The organism is Terrimonas ferruginea DSM 30193, from assembly GCF_000425585.1.
GTDB classification, from domain to species: Bacteria; Bacteroidota; Bacteroidia; order Chitinophagales; family Chitinophagaceae; genus Terrimonas; species Terrimonas ferruginea.
The window spans coordinates 159,630-178,281 of sequence record NZ_AUDS01000008.1 but is presented as its reverse complement, the minus strand read 5'-3'; the positions used below and the strand labels follow the sequence as shown (position 1 = coordinate 178,281).

General features: G+C 48.4%; 15 protein-coding genes and 1 pseudogene. 9 read left to right on the top strand and 7 right to left on the bottom strand.

What is annotated here, in order from left to right:
* Nucleotides 1-93 precede the first annotated feature (93 nt).
* The 8 genes and pseudogenes from H608_RS0100745 (at nt 94) to H608_RS0100715 (ending at nt 8,797) form a co-directional block, all read left to right on the top strand.
* The gene (locus H608_RS0100745; RefSeq protein ID WP_028785990.1) at nt 94-945 is read left to right on the top strand and encodes a bifunctional transcriptional activator/DNA repair enzyme AdaA; all 852 of its coding nucleotides are present in this window, start codon (nt 94-96) and stop codon (nt 943-945) included.
* 72 nt (nt 946-1,017) lie between these two features.
* Nucleotides 1,018-1,718 (top strand): annotated as a pseudogene (locus tag H608_RS20765) (SDR family oxidoreductase).
* Nucleotides 1,719-1,744: 26 nt separating this feature from the next.
* A complete protein-coding gene (locus tag H608_RS24790) occupies nt 1,745-1,867 on the top strand; it encodes a hypothetical protein (RefSeq protein WP_281169152.1) in 123 nt (40 codons plus the stop codon).
* 36 nt (nt 1,868-1,903) lie between these two features.
* Entirely contained in the window at nt 1,904-2,140 is a 237-nt protein-coding gene (locus H608_RS24590) for a hypothetical protein (RefSeq protein WP_211227006.1), read from the top strand.
* Nucleotides 2,141-2,380: 240 nt separating this feature from the next.
* Complete coding sequence (locus tag H608_RS20755; RefSeq protein ID WP_081658739.1) at nt 2,381-5,269, top strand: TonB-dependent receptor domain-containing protein; 2,889 nt, start codon at nt 2,381-2,383, stop codon at nt 5,267-5,269.
* A gap of 21 nt (nt 5,270-5,290) precedes the next feature.
* Nucleotides 5,291-6,721: a tetratricopeptide repeat protein gene (locus H608_RS0100725; protein ID WP_028785989.1), complete on the top strand. Its 1,431-nt coding sequence runs from the start codon at nt 5,291-5,293 to the stop codon at nt 6,719-6,721.
* Between the two features lie 6 nt (nt 6,722-6,727).
* Nucleotides 6,728-7,432 carry an HD domain-containing protein gene (locus H608_RS0100720; RefSeq protein ID WP_155989999.1) on the top strand — a complete coding sequence of 235 codons (705 nt, stop codon included), beginning with the start codon at nt 6,728-6,730 and terminating at the stop codon, nt 7,430-7,432.
* A 21-nt stretch (nt 7,433-7,453) separates the two neighbouring features.
* Nucleotides 7,454-8,797, top strand: coding sequence for an alkaline phosphatase family protein (locus H608_RS0100715; RefSeq protein ID WP_028785987.1), 1,344 nt, complete (start codon nt 7,454-7,456; stop codon nt 8,795-8,797).
* A gap of 253 nt (nt 8,798-9,050) precedes the next feature.
* Here H608_RS0100715 and H608_RS0100710 read toward each other — a convergent pair whose 3' ends face one another.
* A complete protein-coding gene (locus H608_RS0100710) occupies nt 9,051-9,572 on the bottom strand; it encodes a hypothetical protein (protein WP_028785986.1) in 522 nt (173 codons plus the stop codon).
* A 152-nt stretch (nt 9,573-9,724) separates the two neighbouring features.
* Here H608_RS0100710 and H608_RS0100705 point away from each other — a divergent pair, with 152 nt between their 5' ends.
* Complete coding sequence (locus H608_RS0100705) at nt 9,725-10,297, top strand: NAD(P)H-dependent oxidoreductase (RefSeq protein WP_028785985.1); 573 nt, start codon at nt 9,725-9,727, stop codon at nt 10,295-10,297.
* Nucleotides 10,298-10,300: 3 nt separating this feature from the next.
* On the opposite strand, the gene H608_RS0100700 is transcribed toward H608_RS0100705, so the two are convergent.
* From H608_RS0100700 to H608_RS0100675, 6 genes are all read right to left on the bottom strand, one after another.
* Nucleotides 10,301-10,930, bottom strand: coding sequence for an MgtC/SapB family protein (locus tag H608_RS0100700; RefSeq protein ID WP_028785984.1), 630 nt, complete (start codon nt 10,928-10,930; stop codon nt 10,301-10,303).
* Between the two features lie 15 nt (nt 10,931-10,945).
* Complete coding sequence (locus H608_RS0100695; RefSeq protein WP_211227004.1) at nt 10,946-11,638, bottom strand: VIT1/CCC1 transporter family protein; 693 nt, start codon at nt 11,636-11,638, stop codon at nt 10,946-10,948.
* A 92-nt stretch (nt 11,639-11,730) separates the two neighbouring features.
* Complete coding sequence (locus H608_RS0100690) at nt 11,731-12,312, bottom strand: hypothetical protein (RefSeq protein WP_028785982.1); 582 nt, start codon at nt 12,310-12,312, stop codon at nt 11,731-11,733.
* Between the two features lie 170 nt (nt 12,313-12,482).
* The gene (locus tag H608_RS0100685; protein ID WP_028785981.1) at nt 12,483-12,836 is read right to left on the bottom strand and encodes a hypothetical protein; all 354 of its coding nucleotides are present in this window, start codon (nt 12,834-12,836) and stop codon (nt 12,483-12,485) included.
* Nucleotides 12,837-12,979: 143 nt separating this feature from the next.
* The gene (locus H608_RS0100680; protein WP_028785980.1) at nt 12,980-16,363 is read right to left on the bottom strand and encodes a trifunctional glycoside hydrolase family 18/polysaccharide deacetylase/glycosyltransferase family 2 protein; all 3,384 of its coding nucleotides are present in this window, start codon (nt 16,361-16,363) and stop codon (nt 12,980-12,982) included.
* A 101-nt stretch (nt 16,364-16,464) separates the two neighbouring features.
* Nucleotides 16,465-18,648 carry an ATP-binding protein gene (locus H608_RS0100675; RefSeq protein WP_028785979.1) on the bottom strand — a complete coding sequence of 728 codons (2,184 nt, stop codon included), beginning with the start codon at nt 18,646-18,648 and terminating at the stop codon, nt 16,465-16,467.
* Nucleotides 18,649-18,652: the final 4 nt, after the last annotated feature.

The window sequence follows — 18,652 nt, the reverse complement described above, 5'->3', positions numbered from 1 at the left end:
CAATCGGGGACCTGCCCTTCAAAAATTCCATTCCGCACGATCCGGATTTTTTATACAAAATGAAAGAGTCACTTTTGTAGTTAAATGAGTGATATGATCTCGCAGGCAACATTGAATTACGAACGGATTGCCAAAGCAATCGACTTTATCCGCAACAATTTCCGCGATCAGCCCGGTTTGGAGGAAATTGCGGAGCAAGTGCATTTGAGCCCTGCACATTTCCAACGGCTGTTCACCGAGTGGGCCGGTACGAGCCCGAAAAAATTTCTACAGTACATCAGCGTTGAACACGCGAAATCCATATTGGAAAAAGACAAACAGGCAACGGTTTTCGATGCTACTTTTGAAACAGGATTGTCCAGCACCAGCCGCCTGCATGAATTATTTATCAAAATGGAAGGCATGACGCCGGCGGAGTACCGGCATGGCGGCGCGCAACTTTCCATCCGTTATTCATTTGCACAAAGTCCGTTCGGACAACTCATTATCGCTTCAACGGAAAAAGGGATTTGTTATATGGCCTTCGAAGCCGACCGGCAAAAAGCAGTATACGACCTGCAACAAAAATTTCCGAATGCCAGCTATGTGGAGGGAACAAGTCCGCACCAGGAAATTGCGCTGCAACTTTTTCAACGTGACTGGACAAAGCTCCCGGAGATCAGGCTGCACCTGCGCGGTACGGACTTTCAATTGAAAGTATGGGAGAGTTTGTTGAAAATACCGATGGGTTGGTTATCTACTTATGGTACGATTGCTGAGCGTATCGGTAATGCCGGTGCATCGCGCGCAGTGGGCACGGCAGTGGGCGATAATCCCGTGGCGTTTTTAATTCCCTGTCACCGCGTGATCCGGTCATCAGGTGTTATCGGGCAATACATGTGGGGCACCACGCGCAAGACAGCCATCATCGGTTGGGAAAATGCCATGATAGAAACTGCGGAGTGAAAACAGCAGGAACCGGATTTTTCTTCACCATATAATCAACCAGCTTCGCATAAAACACAAACAACAATTTTTATGCGTAAACTGGAAAACAAAACAGCACTGGTCACCGGTGCTACGAGCGGAATCGGAAAAGCCACGGCAGCAGATTTTATTGCTAACGGAGCAAAGGTCACCATCACCGGACGATACAGGGAAACCGTTGAAGAAACAGTGAAAGATCTGGGAGAAAGTGCAAGAGGTATTGTTTCCGATGCGGGAAAGATGAGTGACCTGATGCAGTTGCGTGAACAGACAGAAGCTATTTATCCATCGCTGGATATTTTATATGTCAACGCTGGCATTGGAAAATATGCACCCATAGAACTGATTGATGAAAAACATGTTGATGAACTATTCAACATCATCGTCAAAGGCACTTTGTTTACCGTACGGAAACAGGCATGCCCAACTCTGCTATTTATTCCGCAGCCAAAGCGGCCGTGCAATCTTTTCTCAAAACATTTGCAGCAGAACTGGCACCGAAAGATATCCGTATCAACGCGGTCAGTCCCGGCCCGATCGAAACCAATTATTTTCAGCGATCCAATCTTACATTGGAGCAATATGAACAGTTTAAAGCATCTTTTGCGCCGCAAGTACCGCTGGCGCGATTTGGTCAACCAGAGGAAGTAGCGAAGGTGGTGTCGTTCCTGGCATCGGATGAGGCATCATTTATGCACGGTTCAGAAGTATTTGTGGATGGAGGTTTCCCGAAGATCAGGGTGTCGCGATAGTTTGTATCTTGAGACAAATAGCGATTATGCCCATCAACAAAGACATCAAAGCTTACAACGAAGAGCAGGCGGCTGCGGATAAAGCCATTTGTACACTGCTCGCCAAAGAAATAACCGCGGCCCTGCCGGAAGCGGAGAACAAGATCTAGCACCGGCATCCGGTATGGTTCCTGGATGGCAATCCTGTGGCGGGTTACAGCAAGCTGAAAGATAGTGTGCGACTGTTGTTCTGGAGCGGGCAATCATTTGATGAGCCGGGTCTTCAGCCGGGAGGTACTTTCAAAGCGGCCGAAGCACGCTATACGGATAAGAAACAAGTGGATGTTGACTTATTGCGCGTGTGGTTGGCGAAAGCGCGGGATGTCCAATGGGATTATAAGAACCTGGTGAAACGAAAGGGGAAATTGGAGAGATTGAAATAGAAAGGCTTCCTTCGGGAGGCTTTTTCATTTAATACCCCGCCGCCATACCCATGGTTCCTGTATACATGCACCATAGAAACAATTCACGATGTACTTCATACGTCATCCCCTTGGTTCGTGTATACACGAACCAAGGAAGCAATTCACGATTGACAATTCACCATTCCTTAATCAACACTTTATGTTAAGGTAACAACCATCGAAGAGCTTTGCGACTTTCCAAACAAACTTAAGGTTATCATGAGAGTAGCAAAACTAACTTCACTTTTCCTTCTACTATTATGGGTGCAACAAGCCGCAGCGCAGCAAAAACTGCAAGGCGTTGTGTTGGATGCCACACGTAATACAGGAATTTCCGGCGTTAACGTCACCGTAAGCGGTGCCACTGCCGGTGCCGTTACAGATGTCAACGGACGTTTTTCATTTGATCTGCCTGCATTGAAAACTGCGCAAACCAACTACACATTGTTGTTCACCGCAGTAGGCTTTCAACCGGTAGAGCGAAAGATAGATCCGTCCGCCGCCACTTCTCCATTGGAAGTGCGCATGTCAGAAGACCTGGTTAAACTCAACGAAGTAGTTGTTACCGGTCAGGGGCTGAACGTAAACAAACGCCGCCTGTCAACAAACGTCACTTCTATTTCAGAAGCACAATTGCGCAATCTTCCGCAAAACCGCATCGATCAGTTGCTGCAATCACAGGTTCCGAACGCACAGTTCAAAATGTCCGCAGGACAGGCCGGCGCTACTTCCATCATTCAGACAAGAGGGTTCAATTCCGCCTTCGCCAATTCAACGCCTATTGTATATATAGATGGCGTGCGCGTCGACAACCTTAATACAGCGCCCATGCTCGGTATGACTTTGTCCGGCGGTATTTCACAAGGTGCTTCTACCAGCTCACTCGCCGATATTCCCGTGGAGAATATCGAAAAGATTGAATTCATTAACGGTGGTGCCGCTACCACTTTGTATGGCTCCGATGCCGCAAACGGTGTGCTGCAGATTTTCACCAAAAAAAGAGGATCCGGCAAAGCCAACTTCCGTGCTTCTATCGATCTTGGCTTAGAAACACCCACCAACGATTACCTGTATTTTAACCGCACAAAAGACCTGCTGTTCCAGAACGGCGCGTATCAGAAATACAGTATAGGCATGGACGGTGGTAACAGCGACTTCGGATTCAGCATGGCTGCGGCTTACAGCGAATCACAAGGTGTACTGATTCATAACCAGAACCAGATAAAGAAGATTGATTTCCGCACAGGTTTTCATGCCCGTCTGATCAACTCCCTGACTTACGAATCCTCTTTTAGCTATAACAACCAGAACCTGCGCCGTACACGCAACGGCAATTCCGGCGGTTACTCTGCACTCTGGTTTGCTGAAGACGGCGCTTCCAAGATCATCGGTCCCGGCTTCAATCCCAAATTGGATTCGCTTTCCGAAGCAGATTTTGCACGCGTAAAATCGTTTGTGGATTCCGCAGAGATGCTCATGAACAATACATCTAAAGTAAACCGCTTCCAGACTTCACAGGTATTGAAACTGCAACCGCTGAAGAACCTTGTTTTCAAAGGAACATTTGGTGTTGATTATCGCACGCAGACAGAACAGTCTGTTGTTTCCAACGCATTCAACCGTCATATCCGTTCCAATACCACCGGTTCATTGAGCAAGTATGACCGTAATTTCCTTGGTCTTACTTTCGAACTTACCGGTCAGTATGATGCAAAGGTCGGCGACTTCTCTTTCCTTACAACCGCCGGTACACAGTTGTTCCGCAACCAGGATCACCAGATTTCCTATATCGGTCAGGACATCCGCGATGGAGCATTAACAGTGGGTCAGGCTGCCACACGTACAAGCAACGAATATCTTTCTGTAGTGGTGAACTCGGGTGTATTTGTGCAGGAAAACGTTGGCTATAAAAACCGTTATTATCTCGACCTCGGTGTCCGTGGCGACAACAACTCGGCTTTCGGTTCTTCTATTGGCACACAATATTATCCGAAAGTCGGTCTTTCTTATATCCTGAGCGCCGAACCATTCTTCACCAACTGGAACCAGGACTTTATCAAAACGGTTAAGATCCGCGCCAACTATGGTGTTGCGGGTATTTTCCCTACCCCATTTGCGCATGAACGCACGATCGCTTTCACCGGTTTCAATGGCGGCCAATCAGCCACCTTCGGCCAGCCGGGTAACGATCAGCTCAAGCCCGAGAAGTCTTATTCAAAAGAAGTAGGTGTTGATCTTGGTCTCTGGAAAAATAAAGTATCTCTGACCATCAGCTATTTCAACAACGAAACACGCGACGCGTTGTTCGTGGTGCCTCCAGCTGCTTCAACCGGCCAGGCCAATACCTTGCGGAACATCGGCCTTATCACCAACAAAGGCTGGGAGTTTGCAGCAGTGGTATCTGTTATGGAAACAAAAGACTGGGATGTTCGCGTAAGAGCTTCTGCCAATACGGTTGACAATCTCGTGGTAAGCACCGGCGGAGCCCCCTCTTTCAACCTGAACGGCATGACTTCACGTACGGTACAAACCGTCGTCAAAGAAGGCTATCCTGTCGGTTATATCAGCGGCAACTTCGGCACATTTAAAAACGGTGTGCTCGAAAGTTATGTTCCGCAATCTTTCCTCGGCTCTACCATTCCTACACTTACCGGCAGCGCGGGACTGAATGTGCGTTATAAATCACTTTCTCTTTTTGCCAATGCCGATTATCAGCAAGGCGGTTACCTGCACAATTGGGACAAACAATTCCGTATCAACTACGGCGCTTCAACAGAAGGTGTGCCTGCCGAAGAAATCACTGCACATGGCGCTACCAACTGGCTGAACTATTCTCAGCTGTTTGTTGAAAAAAGTGATTTTATCAAAATCCGTACAATCGGTGTGGTATATGAGTTTGGTAAAAACGTAACCGGCAAGTACATCAAGCAACTCACGATCGGAGCAACGGCAGTAAACCCCTTCAACTTTACAGCCTCTTCTTCCGACCCTGAAGCCGTAATGGCGGGTGGCGCACAGGGACAGGGCTCTGCAACCACAGGTGGTCTCAACTATGCGGCTTATTCAATGCCCCGTCAGTTTATTGGTACGATCCGTGTGAATTTTTAAAAACCTAACAGCATTTTATTTATGAAAAATATATCCGCAATCTTTTATGTAGCTGCTGTGGCTCTAATGGCTTCCTGCCAGCTCAAAGATGTTGAGAACCCCAACATCACCGACAAATCTTTTGTTGGCACTACGCAATCTTCTTCCATCTGGCTCAACGGCATGTATCGCCAGTTGGCACTTACATTGAACGAAGTGGTTTCTTTCACCGAAATCACGTCTGATAACTACTATAACAACAGCTCCCTTTCCAATAAGGTGTTCGACATTCCGACGATTCTTTTTTCTGATCTCGACGTTGATAACATGCAGCGTGCTGTAGGCCGTCTTTATCAAATGGCAGAGTACGGCATCAACCAGGTGGCGCCTGCCGATGTAACCGCTACGAACGATATCAAAGCCGAAATGAATTTTCTCGGCGGATATGCCTGCATACTGGCATCCGAACTTTATAAAGGGTTGCCGCTGGAAGCGAATGGTCCTGTTGTCAGCTCCGGCGACATCCTGCGCAAAGCGATTGCTTATTTTGACAAAGCCATCAGCCTGCAATTGGACCCCAACAAGAAAAATAATTACACATTGGCAAAGGCCCGCGCGTATTACAACCTCGGCGACCGTACCAACGCGCAGGCCACTGCACAAACCATCATTACTACTGCGCCGACGCTGGTATTGAATGCCGTATATGATGGTATCAATGGCGTCTCCAACACCATGCAATCAAATACGTTCAGCAGTTCTACCAACACGTTTGCGCCACTTCCGCGTCTCGACTTTCTCGATCCGAAATACTATCACGTAGGCAATGCGTCTGCCGACCAGAAGCCGATCGCTATCCTGAAGGGGGAAGAAGCATTCCTGATCGTTGCGGAGGCGCAACTGGGCAGCAACCTGCTGACGGATGCACGCACGACGTTGAAACAATTGATCACCAATGTTGTCAATGTACGTCCCACTGCATCGGTTAATGCCGCCACGCAACAACGCAAAGGCAACCGCAGCGACTATCCGCTGCTGGCTACCGTGCAGGTGAAATTTGATGCGGCTTCTCCTGCACGTCCGGGGTTCATTCTCGACCGGCAGGCTGGTAACATTACAGTGAAAAGAGTTTCCGGTACTTCTGTAAGAACCGCAGACATCGATGCCGCCGGCACCAAAGACGAACTCGTTTATCTGTTATGCCTGATGCGCCAGGAAATTTTTATGTCCGAAGGCCGCCGCATGACGGATCTCGGAATCCGTTTTCCCATTTCCCAGGTAGAAAAACAAAACAACCCGAATGTGACCGATGCACAAACGATCGCAACCATTCCGGCCTATATTCCCGGGCAACTGGGCATGGATGATTTTACCTATGACCGTACAGCAAGTATCGTTACCATGAAGCACGACATGAACAAAGTACTGGTACAGCAACAGGCTACTGCCGGGGTACTGCCACTTCTTAAATAAATGGATATGTATTTTATAAAAAGAATTCCTTTTGTTTTGTTGCTGGTATTGTTTACAAATGCCGTAATTGCGCAGATGAAAATTGATTCCACGGCAAAAGAAGCGGGAATAGAATTCCGGCGCATCATCACCGGTTATACCGGCAGCACAGCCACAGCTGACTCACTGTGGGCGGAGGCGGTGCAATTGTATACAGGTCCGACACGCTTTTATCATAATCTCGAGCACATCTCCAATTTTTATAACCAACTCTCGAAATGCCGGAAGCTGGTACAGGATTGGGATGCGCTGATCCTGGCGATGGTTTATCACGATATCATTTACGGATCGACCGATCACCGTGATGAAGAGCGCAGCGCCGAGCTGGCAGTAACACAACTCACTAAAACAGGACTGGCGAAAGAAAAGATCGCGAAAGTGGACAGCCTGATCCGCGCTACCAAAACACATGCGCTGTCGCCGGATATGGATATAAACCTGTTCAACGATGCGGACATGTCTATACTCGGGCTCGACCTGCCGTACTATCAGCAATATGTAATAAATGTGCGGAAGGAATATGCCAGCTCACCCAACTTTGATGCAGGTCGTAAACGTGTGCTGCAATATTTTCTGAAGATGCCACGTATTTTCAAAACAGATTTTTTTCATCAGCTCTACGAAGAGCGTGCGCGTGCCAATGTGAACTGGGAAATCAGTACACTTCCGTAACGCACAACAAAATAAATAACTATGCGGGTTGTTATGCTTCTCGTGTTTGTTTGCCTGCAAAGCCTGGCAATGCAGGCACAACAACGCCCTGCCCATGTGATCATGGTGAGTGTGGATGGATTCCGTCCCGACTTTTACCAGGACACGATGTGGCCGGCACCTAATATTCAATTGCTCGCGCGCCAGGGTGTGATGGCCAAAGGCGTTGACGGTATTTTTCCATCCGTAACCTATCCCTCGCACACCACCCTTATCACAGGCGCTTACCCGGCTGAACACGGTATTTATTACAATACACCGTTTCAGCCGGAAGGCGCTACAGGTATCTGGAACAGCGAAACGGAATTGATCAAAACCGAAACCTTGTGGGCGGCGATGAAAAAAGCGGGACGCATCAGTGCCTCCGTTTCGTGGCCCGTATCGGTGGGCGCACCGGTGGACTACAACATTCCGGAAGCCTTCACGATAAAAAATCCGCTGGATCGCCGCGAACCGACAAGTCTTCATGCAACACCGAAAGGATTATTTGAAGAAGTGCAGCGTAAGGCCACCGGAGAAATGGAAGCCATCGATCTCAACATCAATTACTCAAAGATGGATGAGAACCTCGGGCGCGTGGCGGCTTATTTATTCCGCACGTACAAGCCTGCATTGCTCACCTTGCACCTGCCCGGTGTGGATCATGCCGAGCATGCGGAGGGCCGCCAGGGTCAATTGGTAAAAGCGGCGATAGCCAATGCAGACCGCGTAATCGGCAGCCTGATGGAAACGGTAAGACTGAGCGGGATGCAGGACAGCACCGTGATCATCATCACCGGCGATCACGGATTTGTAGATGTACGCAAAAGTTTTTCGCCAAATATTCTGCTGGTGCAAGCCGGTCTGATGGACGCGAAAGATGGTCCGGGCCGTCAATGGAAAGCGCAATTTCATTCCGGAGGCGGTTCTGTATTTCTGCAATTGAAAGACGGCACGGATAAAACGACATTGAATAAAGTACGCATGCTGATGGAGCAGCAACCGGACTCTATACGCAAGATGTACCGGATAGTGGAAAAACAGGAGTTGATAAAAATCGGCGCTGATCCGCGTGCCGCGCTGGCCCTGGCTGCAGTGCAAGGTGTGTCCATCAATGCCCGCTCAACAGGTACATTAGTAGCTAAAGGAAAAGGTGGCGCACATGGATATTATCCCGACTTCCGCGAAATACAAACAGGGTTTGTAGCATTTGGTGCGGGAATAAAAAATGGCGTAGTGGTAAAGGAGATGAAGCTGGTTGATATTGCACCGTTGATAGCGAAGCTGCTCGGTGTACCGTTCAGGGAGGCGCGCACGGAATTGTATAAAGAAGTTGTAAGTTTTTAAGTAATAAGTATTAGGTAAACAGGCAAAAGCCCGCTTCTGAAAAGCGGGCTTTTAAATTTAAAAGTCAAAAGAGTGATATGGGCTGTTTCTTATTCACGATTGACGATTCACGACTGACGTAGCGCTGCCCTTCGAGGGGCCGAAGTTTCGGCCTCAGGGAACGCCTTCGAGGGGCCGAAGTTTCGGCCTCAAGGAGCGGCAATGGCTGTTTATTCACTATTGCCTATTCACCATTCACTTCACTTATTGCCCCTCACTGTGCTGCTCTTGCATAAAACGAACCAGTCATCGTTTGTGTATTGGAGCCGTTGGCAATGCGTGTGGAGAAATTTGACACTTCGAGGAATTTGCTGCCGGCATCGGTTACTGTTAAAAACGGCACAGGTGTGGTGCCGGAACTATTGAACATAGTACCAGTTGCATCTGTGTGATAGAAACGGACATAGATCTCGCTGCCGGAAGTAATTTGTCCCGGATCGATTTCACTTCCGTTTCCCGGTGCCATATAATTGATTTCAATACTAACACTGTTACGACCCACCGTTGATCCAGGCTGCTGAGCGGAAACGACGTAACGGTAATAACCCCCACTCTGCACTCTCGCTATAGAACAGTTGTTATACCGTTGTGTATTGCCACCGAGCGTAAATTCAAAATAGGCATCTTTCAGCTCTTCATCATCGTTTTGGTTTTTGCTGCAGGAAATAAGGCCGGTTAACGATAAAAGGAATAAGGAAAATACGAGCCTGGTCAGAAAACTGTTGTTGCTTTGCATAACTAAGATTTGAGGTTATGCGCGAAGTTTGGTTTAATGAACACCGGCTGCAATACTCAATTTATAGTATCCGTCTACAGAAATCAGCTAACACAAACCAGAAAGCTGACCTTACTCATACTTTATCAGGTTTTGAATTGTGACTTTTGGGTATGAAAATTTTCGTTCTGCTTGGTCATCCGGATGCCGGCAGCTTCAACGGTCGTATTGCTGACCGGTATGTGGAAGCGGCTGTAAAAGCCGGACATGAAGTAAGGGTGCAAAAGTTGGGAGAGCTGCAGTTTGATCCCATTCTTCACCAGGGATATACAACAATTCAACCGCTTGAGCCCGATCTGCTTATCAGCCAGCAACATTTATTGTGGTGCGAGAAATGGGTGATTATTTATCCGCTATGGTGGGGTTCATTACCGGCATTGCTGAAAGGTTTTTTAGACAGAATATTATTGCCAGGCTTTGCTTTTAAATATCATGAGAAAGATCCTTTTTGGGATAAATTTCTTTCCGGCAGAAAAGCTGAAGTGATCAATACCTGCGATAGTCCTTCGATATGGGTATGGCTGGTCAACCGCAGTAGCGATAAACGTGCGCTTGTGACGGCAACGCTGAAATTCTGCGGCATCAAACCTGTTCGTTTTACACGCATAAGCCGCCTGCGGTATTTATCGGAAAAGCAGCGGGAGAGATCGTTGGAGAAGATTGAAAGGATGGCGGCGCGCAATTGATGTTTAGTAGGAGAACCGTACAACTCCTTTTTCTTTTTTCAATTGCGAGATGAATGCTTCGTGCCGTGCACGACTGCCTCTTATCTGCCAGGATGTGATAAGCCATTCATGATCCTTTTGTTCACCGCTTACATATCCATGTAATTTTAGTTCCTTTATGAAACGCACGACCTGTTCATGCGTTTGGCTGTCGAGTGCATACGTAATCGTATAAACTCTTGACTGATGTAATTGGTCGATGATATTTTCGAGCGACGGAAGTACGGCCAGTACGATTACCACCAGGATGCTGGCGTATGCGGAAGCAGTATATAACCCGGCGCCGATGGCCATGCCTACTGCAGCCACCGTCCAGATACTGGCAGCGGTTGTAATGCCCAATACACGTGATTCGCCGCGGAAAATAACGCCGGCACCCAGGAAGCCGATACCTGTTACCACACCTGCCGCAAGCCGGTCGGGATTGCTGATACCGCCCAGTTCTTTAGAAATGATGGTAAAAAAACACGCACCGATGGAGATCATTATCATTGTGCGGAATCCGGCGGATTTGCTTCGGTATTCTCTTTCCGCACCTACAATGCCGCCCCAGAGAGCTGCCAGTAAAAAACGCAGGAGAATTTCCCATTCCATAAAAAACAGTTTGATTTAAGCGACCTGTGTCCCAAAAAGGTATCCTACGAGTGCGGTAACGCACATGGCAATCGTGCCCCAGATCACAATGCGCAGTACAGACTTAAACACGGGGGCGCCGCCGGAATAGGCCGCGAGCCATCCGGATGCGGCGAGGAATAAGATGGAAGCAACGTATTGGATCCATACCATTTCCTTCAGGGGCGCTACAAAAGCCAGCAGCAGCGGACAGGCACCGCCAGCAATGAAGGATGCCGCTGAAGCCAGCGCCGCCTGCAGCGGCCTGGCTTTGGTGAGATCATTAATCCCTAACTCATCCCTCGCGTGTGCTTCCAGTGCATTATGCTGCGTCAGTTGTTGTGCCACCTGTAATGATAGTTCGGGAGAAAGGCCGCGGCCTTCATAAATGGCGGCCAGTTCTTTCAGTTCTGCTTCCGGCATGTCTGCAAGCTCCTGCTGTTCTCTTTTGAGATCCGCATTCTCCAGATCGGCCTGCGAACTCACAGATACATATTCTCCTGCCGCCATCGACAAGGCGCCGGCTACCAATGCTGAAAGAGCTGCGATAATAACCGGGTAACGCCCCGTGCTGGCAGCGGCCACACCAATAGCAATACTGGCGGTAGAAAGAATGCCGTCATTGGCACCCAACACAGCCGCCCGCAGCCAACCCACGCGGGTCATGTAATGTTTTTCGTTATTCATCATGGTGCAGTACTGCAATCAAGGTACAATAAAAAGCAGGTAAAAAAAACTTCCCGCCGGGGGCGGGAAGCAACGTAGGAGTAGGGTAGGACCGTTTATTTAACCTGTGCAAAAAAGTCTGTTTCGCCATCAAGGTCTGACCGGAGTATCACTTTATCCGTGCCTTTGACCACTTCAATAAAATAATTGTCTTCATCGTCAAATTGCTGACCATACAGCAACATGTCGGTGTCGTTCCATTCGTTATCGTCGAAGTAAATAACGTGGACCACGTCGTAGCCAGCCCATTTCTTTTTAATGTATTGCCGGGCTTTCTCGGGAAGGTCTTTCACCGTTTTAGGTTCAACGGTGCCGACCAGTTTGGAATTGCTGTCGTAATACGCGGATTTTCTGATGCCATCCTGTGTGAAGGCGGCGATATCATAGTTTTCGGTACGGCGCCAGGTTTCACCTGTCAGGCCATCGAAATCATGATAAAATTGTTGTTTGGTCATGTAGCTGACCTCTTTTCCTTCCAGTTTCTTCAGTTCCTTTCGTGTTTCTTTCTTTTCCTCCCGGAGCTGCTTCTCTTCCTGCTTCAGGGCTTTTTCATTTTTTTTGATGGCCACTTCGTTTTGCGCCAGGGTAATGCTGCTGATCAGCATGGCGCCGGCTGAGAGCATCAGGAACTTTTTCATAATTCAAAATTAAAAAGTCAGCAATAAATGAATCAGTGAATCAGTCAATAGGTCAATCAGTGAATAGGTGAATAAGTCAATAACTTAACAATTATAGCAGATCTGTTCACTTATTGAGGAAAGAGCCCCCGGTCATCGCCGGGGGCGAGGGTCGGATGGAATGAACAGGATCAGCTTTTCTTCTTATTTTCTGTGTAACGTTTGTCTGGTGTTCCATCCTTCTTCAGGTGTTTGGGTGGTGTGGCTGCAACGGCTGTTTTATTGGCTTTGTAACGCATGTCCGGTGTGCCGTCTTTTTTAGCGGGACCGGTTGCCGTTACAGGTGTTGTTTGTTTTTTCTGGGTTACGCCGGGCGCGGTGGCGCTTGTCATGTTTGCCTGGTTTTTACTTGTAACAGTTTTTGCAGGCTGCACCATTTTATGTTCTTTCTTTTGTACAGGTTCGGCAACTTTTTGTGTTGTTTGCGCAAAACTGGCTGCGCTGAATCCGATGATGGCAAAGGCGGCAAGAATGATTTTTTTCATGATGTTTGTTTTATTAAAAGAGCAGTTGTTGATCGTTTGCTCCGTTGATGTAAACCTACATTCACCTTTATCGTTTTTATTGAGGCAATCGGCCGTTGGGCAAAATCAGTCGGTGAAATCCTATTGCTTATTCACTTATTGATCTATTGCGTGATCACCTGCACAGAACCGGTTCGTTGCAGTACGCCCCATCCCTGGTTTTCACCTTTGATGGCTTTACGTATTGACTTAAATAATATGACATACATCAGTTGGCGGTAGATAAAGCGCTGTGGCAATAACCAGAACAGCTTCCAGGGCTTTTCCTTTTCAAAAGCGAAGGCAATCGCTCCCACGAGCAGATCAACTGCCAGGAACACCAGGTAATACAGCCCGATCTTCTCAAGACTTTCGGGATGATGGCGGTTCCAGATCAGGCTGCTGATCAGCACCAGGTCTGCAAGCGGTGCCAGCAGGGGCAATAGGATCTGAAAGAACAGGATGTTCGGCATGGCCACAAATCCTAATCCTTTTTGTTTTGTATTGAACAAGGCCTGCCTGTTTTTCCAGAATGCCTGCATCACACCGTAGCTCCAGCGAAACCGTTGTTTCATGAATTGCCGGAGTGTCTCCGGGGCTTCGGTAACCGCGACGGCATCGGGGCAGTTCACCACTGTGTAACCTTGACGCAGCATGCGTATAGTAAGGTCGCAGTCTTCTGCCAATGTATCGGACGTAAATCCGCCGGCCTTTTCTATCGCTTCTTTTCTGAATATTCCGATGGCGCCGGGCACTACCGTAATAGCATTGACCAGCTCCAATGCACGACGGTCAAAATTCTGCGATGTGGTATATTCAATACTTTGCCAGCGTGTGAGTAAGGTGCGCGCGTTGCCGACTTTTACATTGCCGGCGGCGGCTCCCGTTAAAGGTTTGCGCAGCATGGCTTCTACCAGTCGTCTGATGGCATCGGGCCGCAGTTGAGTGTCGGCATCTATGCAAACGACCATTTCGGTAGTGGCCTCCTGCACACCGGTGTTAAGCGCAGATGCTTTTCCCCCGTTAGCTTTCGATAGCAGCCGCACGCGAGGTTCGCTGCCGAAGGCCATTTTTACTTTCTCAAATGTCTGGTCCTTTGAGCCGTCGTCGATAAAGAGAATGGAATATGCGGGGTAGTCCTGCATCAGTAAGTTGCTGATCGTTTTTACGGCAGTTATTTCTTCATTGTAAGCGGGAACGAGAATCGTTACTTCGGGTAATGATTGTTCAATGAATGCCTGGTGCACTGCTTTCCTCTTCCTGATCTTCTGCATAATCGCCATGATACCGAGTAAGCCGATCCGGCCGAGGCCCAACAGTATGGCGAGCCAGAATGCTGTCGTCAGGAGGTATTGCAACCAGTATCCTGCCTCAAAGATGCTTCCGTTCAAACCGATCCATCCGCTGTGTACGGCAGGCATGATGGTTTCTTTGTTGGTATGAAGCAAACCCGCAACGGTGGTAAACTGAATGTTTTTGTTTTTGAAATAATGGATGATACGTGGCAATGCTTCCACTGTTGCGGAGCGGTCGCCACCGGCATCGTGCAAAAGAATAATGCCCTTGTCCGGGTTGGCTTCGTATTGCCTGACCACGCGATTGTAAATGGTGTCAGCATTGATCGGTGTTTCCCAGTCTTCCGGATCGATGCTTTCTCCGACTGTATAATAATGTTGTTGTTTGCTGAGTGCCACAGGTCTTAACTCAACATCGGAACTTGGTTCCGCATCTGCATTGTAAGGTGCTCGAAACAACACCGTGCTGTGTCCGGTTACTGCTTCGATCAGCAATCGGGTGGTTTCCATTTCGGTTGCTGCACGATCTGCACTTACGGCCGCAATATTGGGGTGTGTAAAGGTGTGATTGCCGATCTCATGGCCTTCACGATAAATCCTTCGCAATAAAGGGAGGTTTGTTTCTGCTTCTATTCCCACAACAAAAAAAGCGGCGGGGACTTTTTCTTTTTTTAAGATGTCAAGAACCTGCGGTGTATAAATGGGGTCTGGTCCGTCGTCGAAGGTGAGCACAACCTGTTTGTTTACTTTTCCATATTTCTGAATCACATATCTTGAAGGCATGGACACATACCGCTGCTCCGCGATCATATTCTCCGTGCTGTCGATATCGATTTTTATCTGGCCTTGCTCGGGTGCGCTGATCACATTGAGTATTTCACCATCACCGATGTAGTCGGGTCGTTCGACAACGGCTTTTACCTGTTCCAGTGATTGATATTTGAAGGGATGCGCCGCCAGGCTTTCATTGTCGAGTGGTTTGTTGTAAAACCCCCACAGGCGCGCGTCTTCACTTCCCAGGCGCCAGAGGGCAGTGCCTGCCGTTCCGTATTCATCGGCAAAACGGATGGTATTGAAATTGCCGGCGGCATCGGTGAAATATACTTCATGTTTCAAACCGTCTGCATCTGTGTATTGATAATGGCTGCTATATGTGTCGTTATTGAAATCAATGGTGGCGTTGTATTGCTTGGCTTTTGCCAGTGCCTGCTGATAGGTGATGGTAGTGGCTTCGCGGCCTTCGGGCCAATCGTAGCCATAGCCGGCTATACAAAGAATGATCTTGTCAGACGGGATATTTGCCGCGGTTTCATCGAGCATTTTTTCAATCCACCGCTGGCTGCTCACGGGGCCGGGAACACTTTCGCTGTAATGTTCATCGTAAGCCATCAGGAACATATAATCATTGTACTTCGATAGTTCAGTGATGTTGAAGTCGCTGTTGTTGGCCATGATGTCCTGCGTAACCAATAGGCCAGCTGCATGCAGCCGGTCATACAGTTCATGTTGAAAAGCGATGATTGGTTCGTCTCCTTTTTCCTGAAAATCTTCAAAGTCGATATTGATGCCCTGGAAATTGTTGGCTTTTAATGTTTGCACAAGCTGGTTGAGCAGTCTCGCTTTTTTAGCCGGATCATGCAGGATGCGGTGAAGCAGGTTGCCATCAAAGTTGCCGTTTTCATCATGGATGTTCACGTTGTTGAGCAGTGGCAGAATTCTCATCCCCGCTTTTCTCATACTCGCCAGTGCGGCCGTATCAATGCGGGTAACCAATGTATCTTTTACCGGATCGATAAAGAACCATTCGGGAATAACGGTATTCAACCGGTTGGCATTTTCCTGTAAGGAATAAAAAGACTGCGGATCCCAGTCAACGTAGAAGGCAGCTCTGATACGCTGGGTGTTGGTTTTCACCCGGCAGGAATCCGTGAGCTGGCGCAGATGCTGACGGGCTTTGAGGTATTCATTAAAACCTTTGTATTTTTTCAGGTCCTTGTTGTTGAGACCGGCAGGAATAACGGGATGTGCGTTAGCCCGCAGTAAACTGTCTTCACCGGTGAGGGCTGGCAATCCGGGTCGCAGGCCACGGGCAAGCGTGATCAATACTACGGGTACCATGAGTATCAGGCAAAGCAGTACCACGCGGGCGGTCCATTGAAAAGCCCTCCAGCGGAGCCGTGATGATGTTTGGAAAACCTGTTTGCTGCCTGACATAAGAAGTGGTTTTTGCCGTTTGATAATAACAGCTCAAAACTACTTATGCGGTAAGTGTTACCTGGTCAGGTTTAGCCGAACGGGCAAAAATGCTCGGTGAATTATTTAAGCGTCGTGAGGAAATGAGCGGCTTCATCCAATGCGGCCATGCATTTTTCCTGTAAGCCTGCGAAGTTGGTGGCAAAGGAGGCACTGTCCGGTTGATCGTATTCAAGCCGGTCGAGGAAAGGTTGCAAAGCGATATCCAGTCCCATTATGGAAACAGTCGTTTTCATATTGTGGGCAATGCGTTTAACGCTGGCGTGATCGCCGTGCTGCCAGGATTGTTGCAGGTTGGCAAGGTCTTCGGGTATAGCTTCAATGAATTGCGCTGTCACGGTTTGTTCATATTCCTTATCGCCGCCGCTGACCTCTTTCATATAAGTAAGGTCGATGTGTTGATAAGAAGGCCGCGGCTCATTGAAGGACGTTGGCCGGCGATCGGAAACCGGCGCTCCGGTGAATTTGATGAGTAAATCTTTTAATTGCTCTTCGCGGATAGGTTTGGCGATGTATTCGTTCATGCCGAAGCTGAGGCATTTCTCTCTTTCGCCTGCGAAAGCATGTGCGGTCATGGCAATCACCGGGGTTGACAGGTGCAATACGTCACGGATGTGGCGCGCTGCAGTGTAGCCATCCATTTCCGGCATCTGAATATCCATTAATACGAGATCGTATGCCTCTTGTTTCAATTTTTCAATAGCCAGCAGACCGTTTCCTACCAGGTCAAAAGAGATATTCCACTCATGAAACAAGTGGCGGATTAATTGCTGGTTGACCGGATTGTCTTCTGCCACCAGTAATTTGATATAGCCAAGATCGATGGACGTGTTGCTTTCCTCCGTTGCGCCAGCCGGTTGGTCTTTGGCAATATGATAGGGTAGGATGACGGTGAAAAGGCTTCCCTTTCCGGGTTCACTTTCCAGTAACAGTTGTCCGTTTTGCAGGCTCACCAGTTCCTGTACAATGGAAAGCCCGAGACCAGTACCGCCATACTGTCTTGTAACATTATCTTCCGCTTGTCTGAAGCGATCGAAGATCGCGGCTTGTTTGGCGGCGGCAATACCAATGCCGGTATCTTTTACCAAAATGCGTGTTTGCAATACATCGCCGTTGCGCAGGCCCTCTTCGATATGTACGGTCACCTTTCCCTGTTGTGTGAATTTGATAGCGTTGCCAATGAGATTCACCAGTATTTGCGTGAGACGTGAAGCGTCGCCTTCGAGTGTGTCAGGAACACCTGGCGCCACCCGGGCTTCCAACCCGATGCCTTTTTCGGCAGCCCGCGAACGCAGCATTACTGTTACCGAATGCAACAAACCTCTTATGCTGAATGGCACAGACTCGATGCGCATCATGCCGGCTTCTATCTTGGAAAGATCAAGTATGTCATTGATCAGGCTGAGCAGGTTTTCACTCGACTTCTGAATGGTTTGTACATATTCTTTGGAGGTGTTATCGAGCTGACGGCGTTGAAGCAGGTTGGTAAAACCTAGGATCGCATGCATGGGCGTGCGTATCTCATGGCTCATGTTGGCCAGGAAGTTTTCTTTGATCCGTGCGGACTCGAGTACTTGTTTTTCAGAAATATTCAATGCGTCTATCAGGCGTAGCTGCTTGCGAATGATGTTGATAATGTACCAGAATAATCCCGCGGCACTGATGAGCACGATCACTATTAAAATGGTACTTAGTTGCAAAGCACGTTTGCCGCTCCGGTCGATGACGGCGGTGGTCTCGGCTAAAATTTTCCGGCGGGCGCTGTCCACTTTTTCAATGGTGGAAGTAATGGCGATGGTCAGGTCATGACCTTTTTTGGTTGTGATCAATGCTTCAGCGGAAGCTTTACCATGTTCGCGAAGGGAGTCGAGTATGGTCCTGTTAAATAAAAGTTTCTCGTGTACGAGATCGTCGAGCTGGTCGATAAAAAGAATGGAACTGTCGTTGTCGGATAATTTCTGCAGTAATAACAATTCGCTGTCGATGCGGGCCATCTGCTGTGCCAGCCCCTCCACGAGCGATGTGTCGCGTGTGGTGACGGCGCCACGGACTTTGCTTTCCACGGTCAGCACACCTTTCTCCAGGTCTTTGAGTTGATTGCTGACATTCATTTCCCCGAGCAACAATTCATTGCCGCGGATCAGTTCGTTGATGTTTTTGGAAGAGTTGTATTGAATATAAACGAGGGTCAGCGTTCCCGCTATAAAAGCGGCCAGGATATAATAGACCAGTTTTTTTGCCGTCATACGC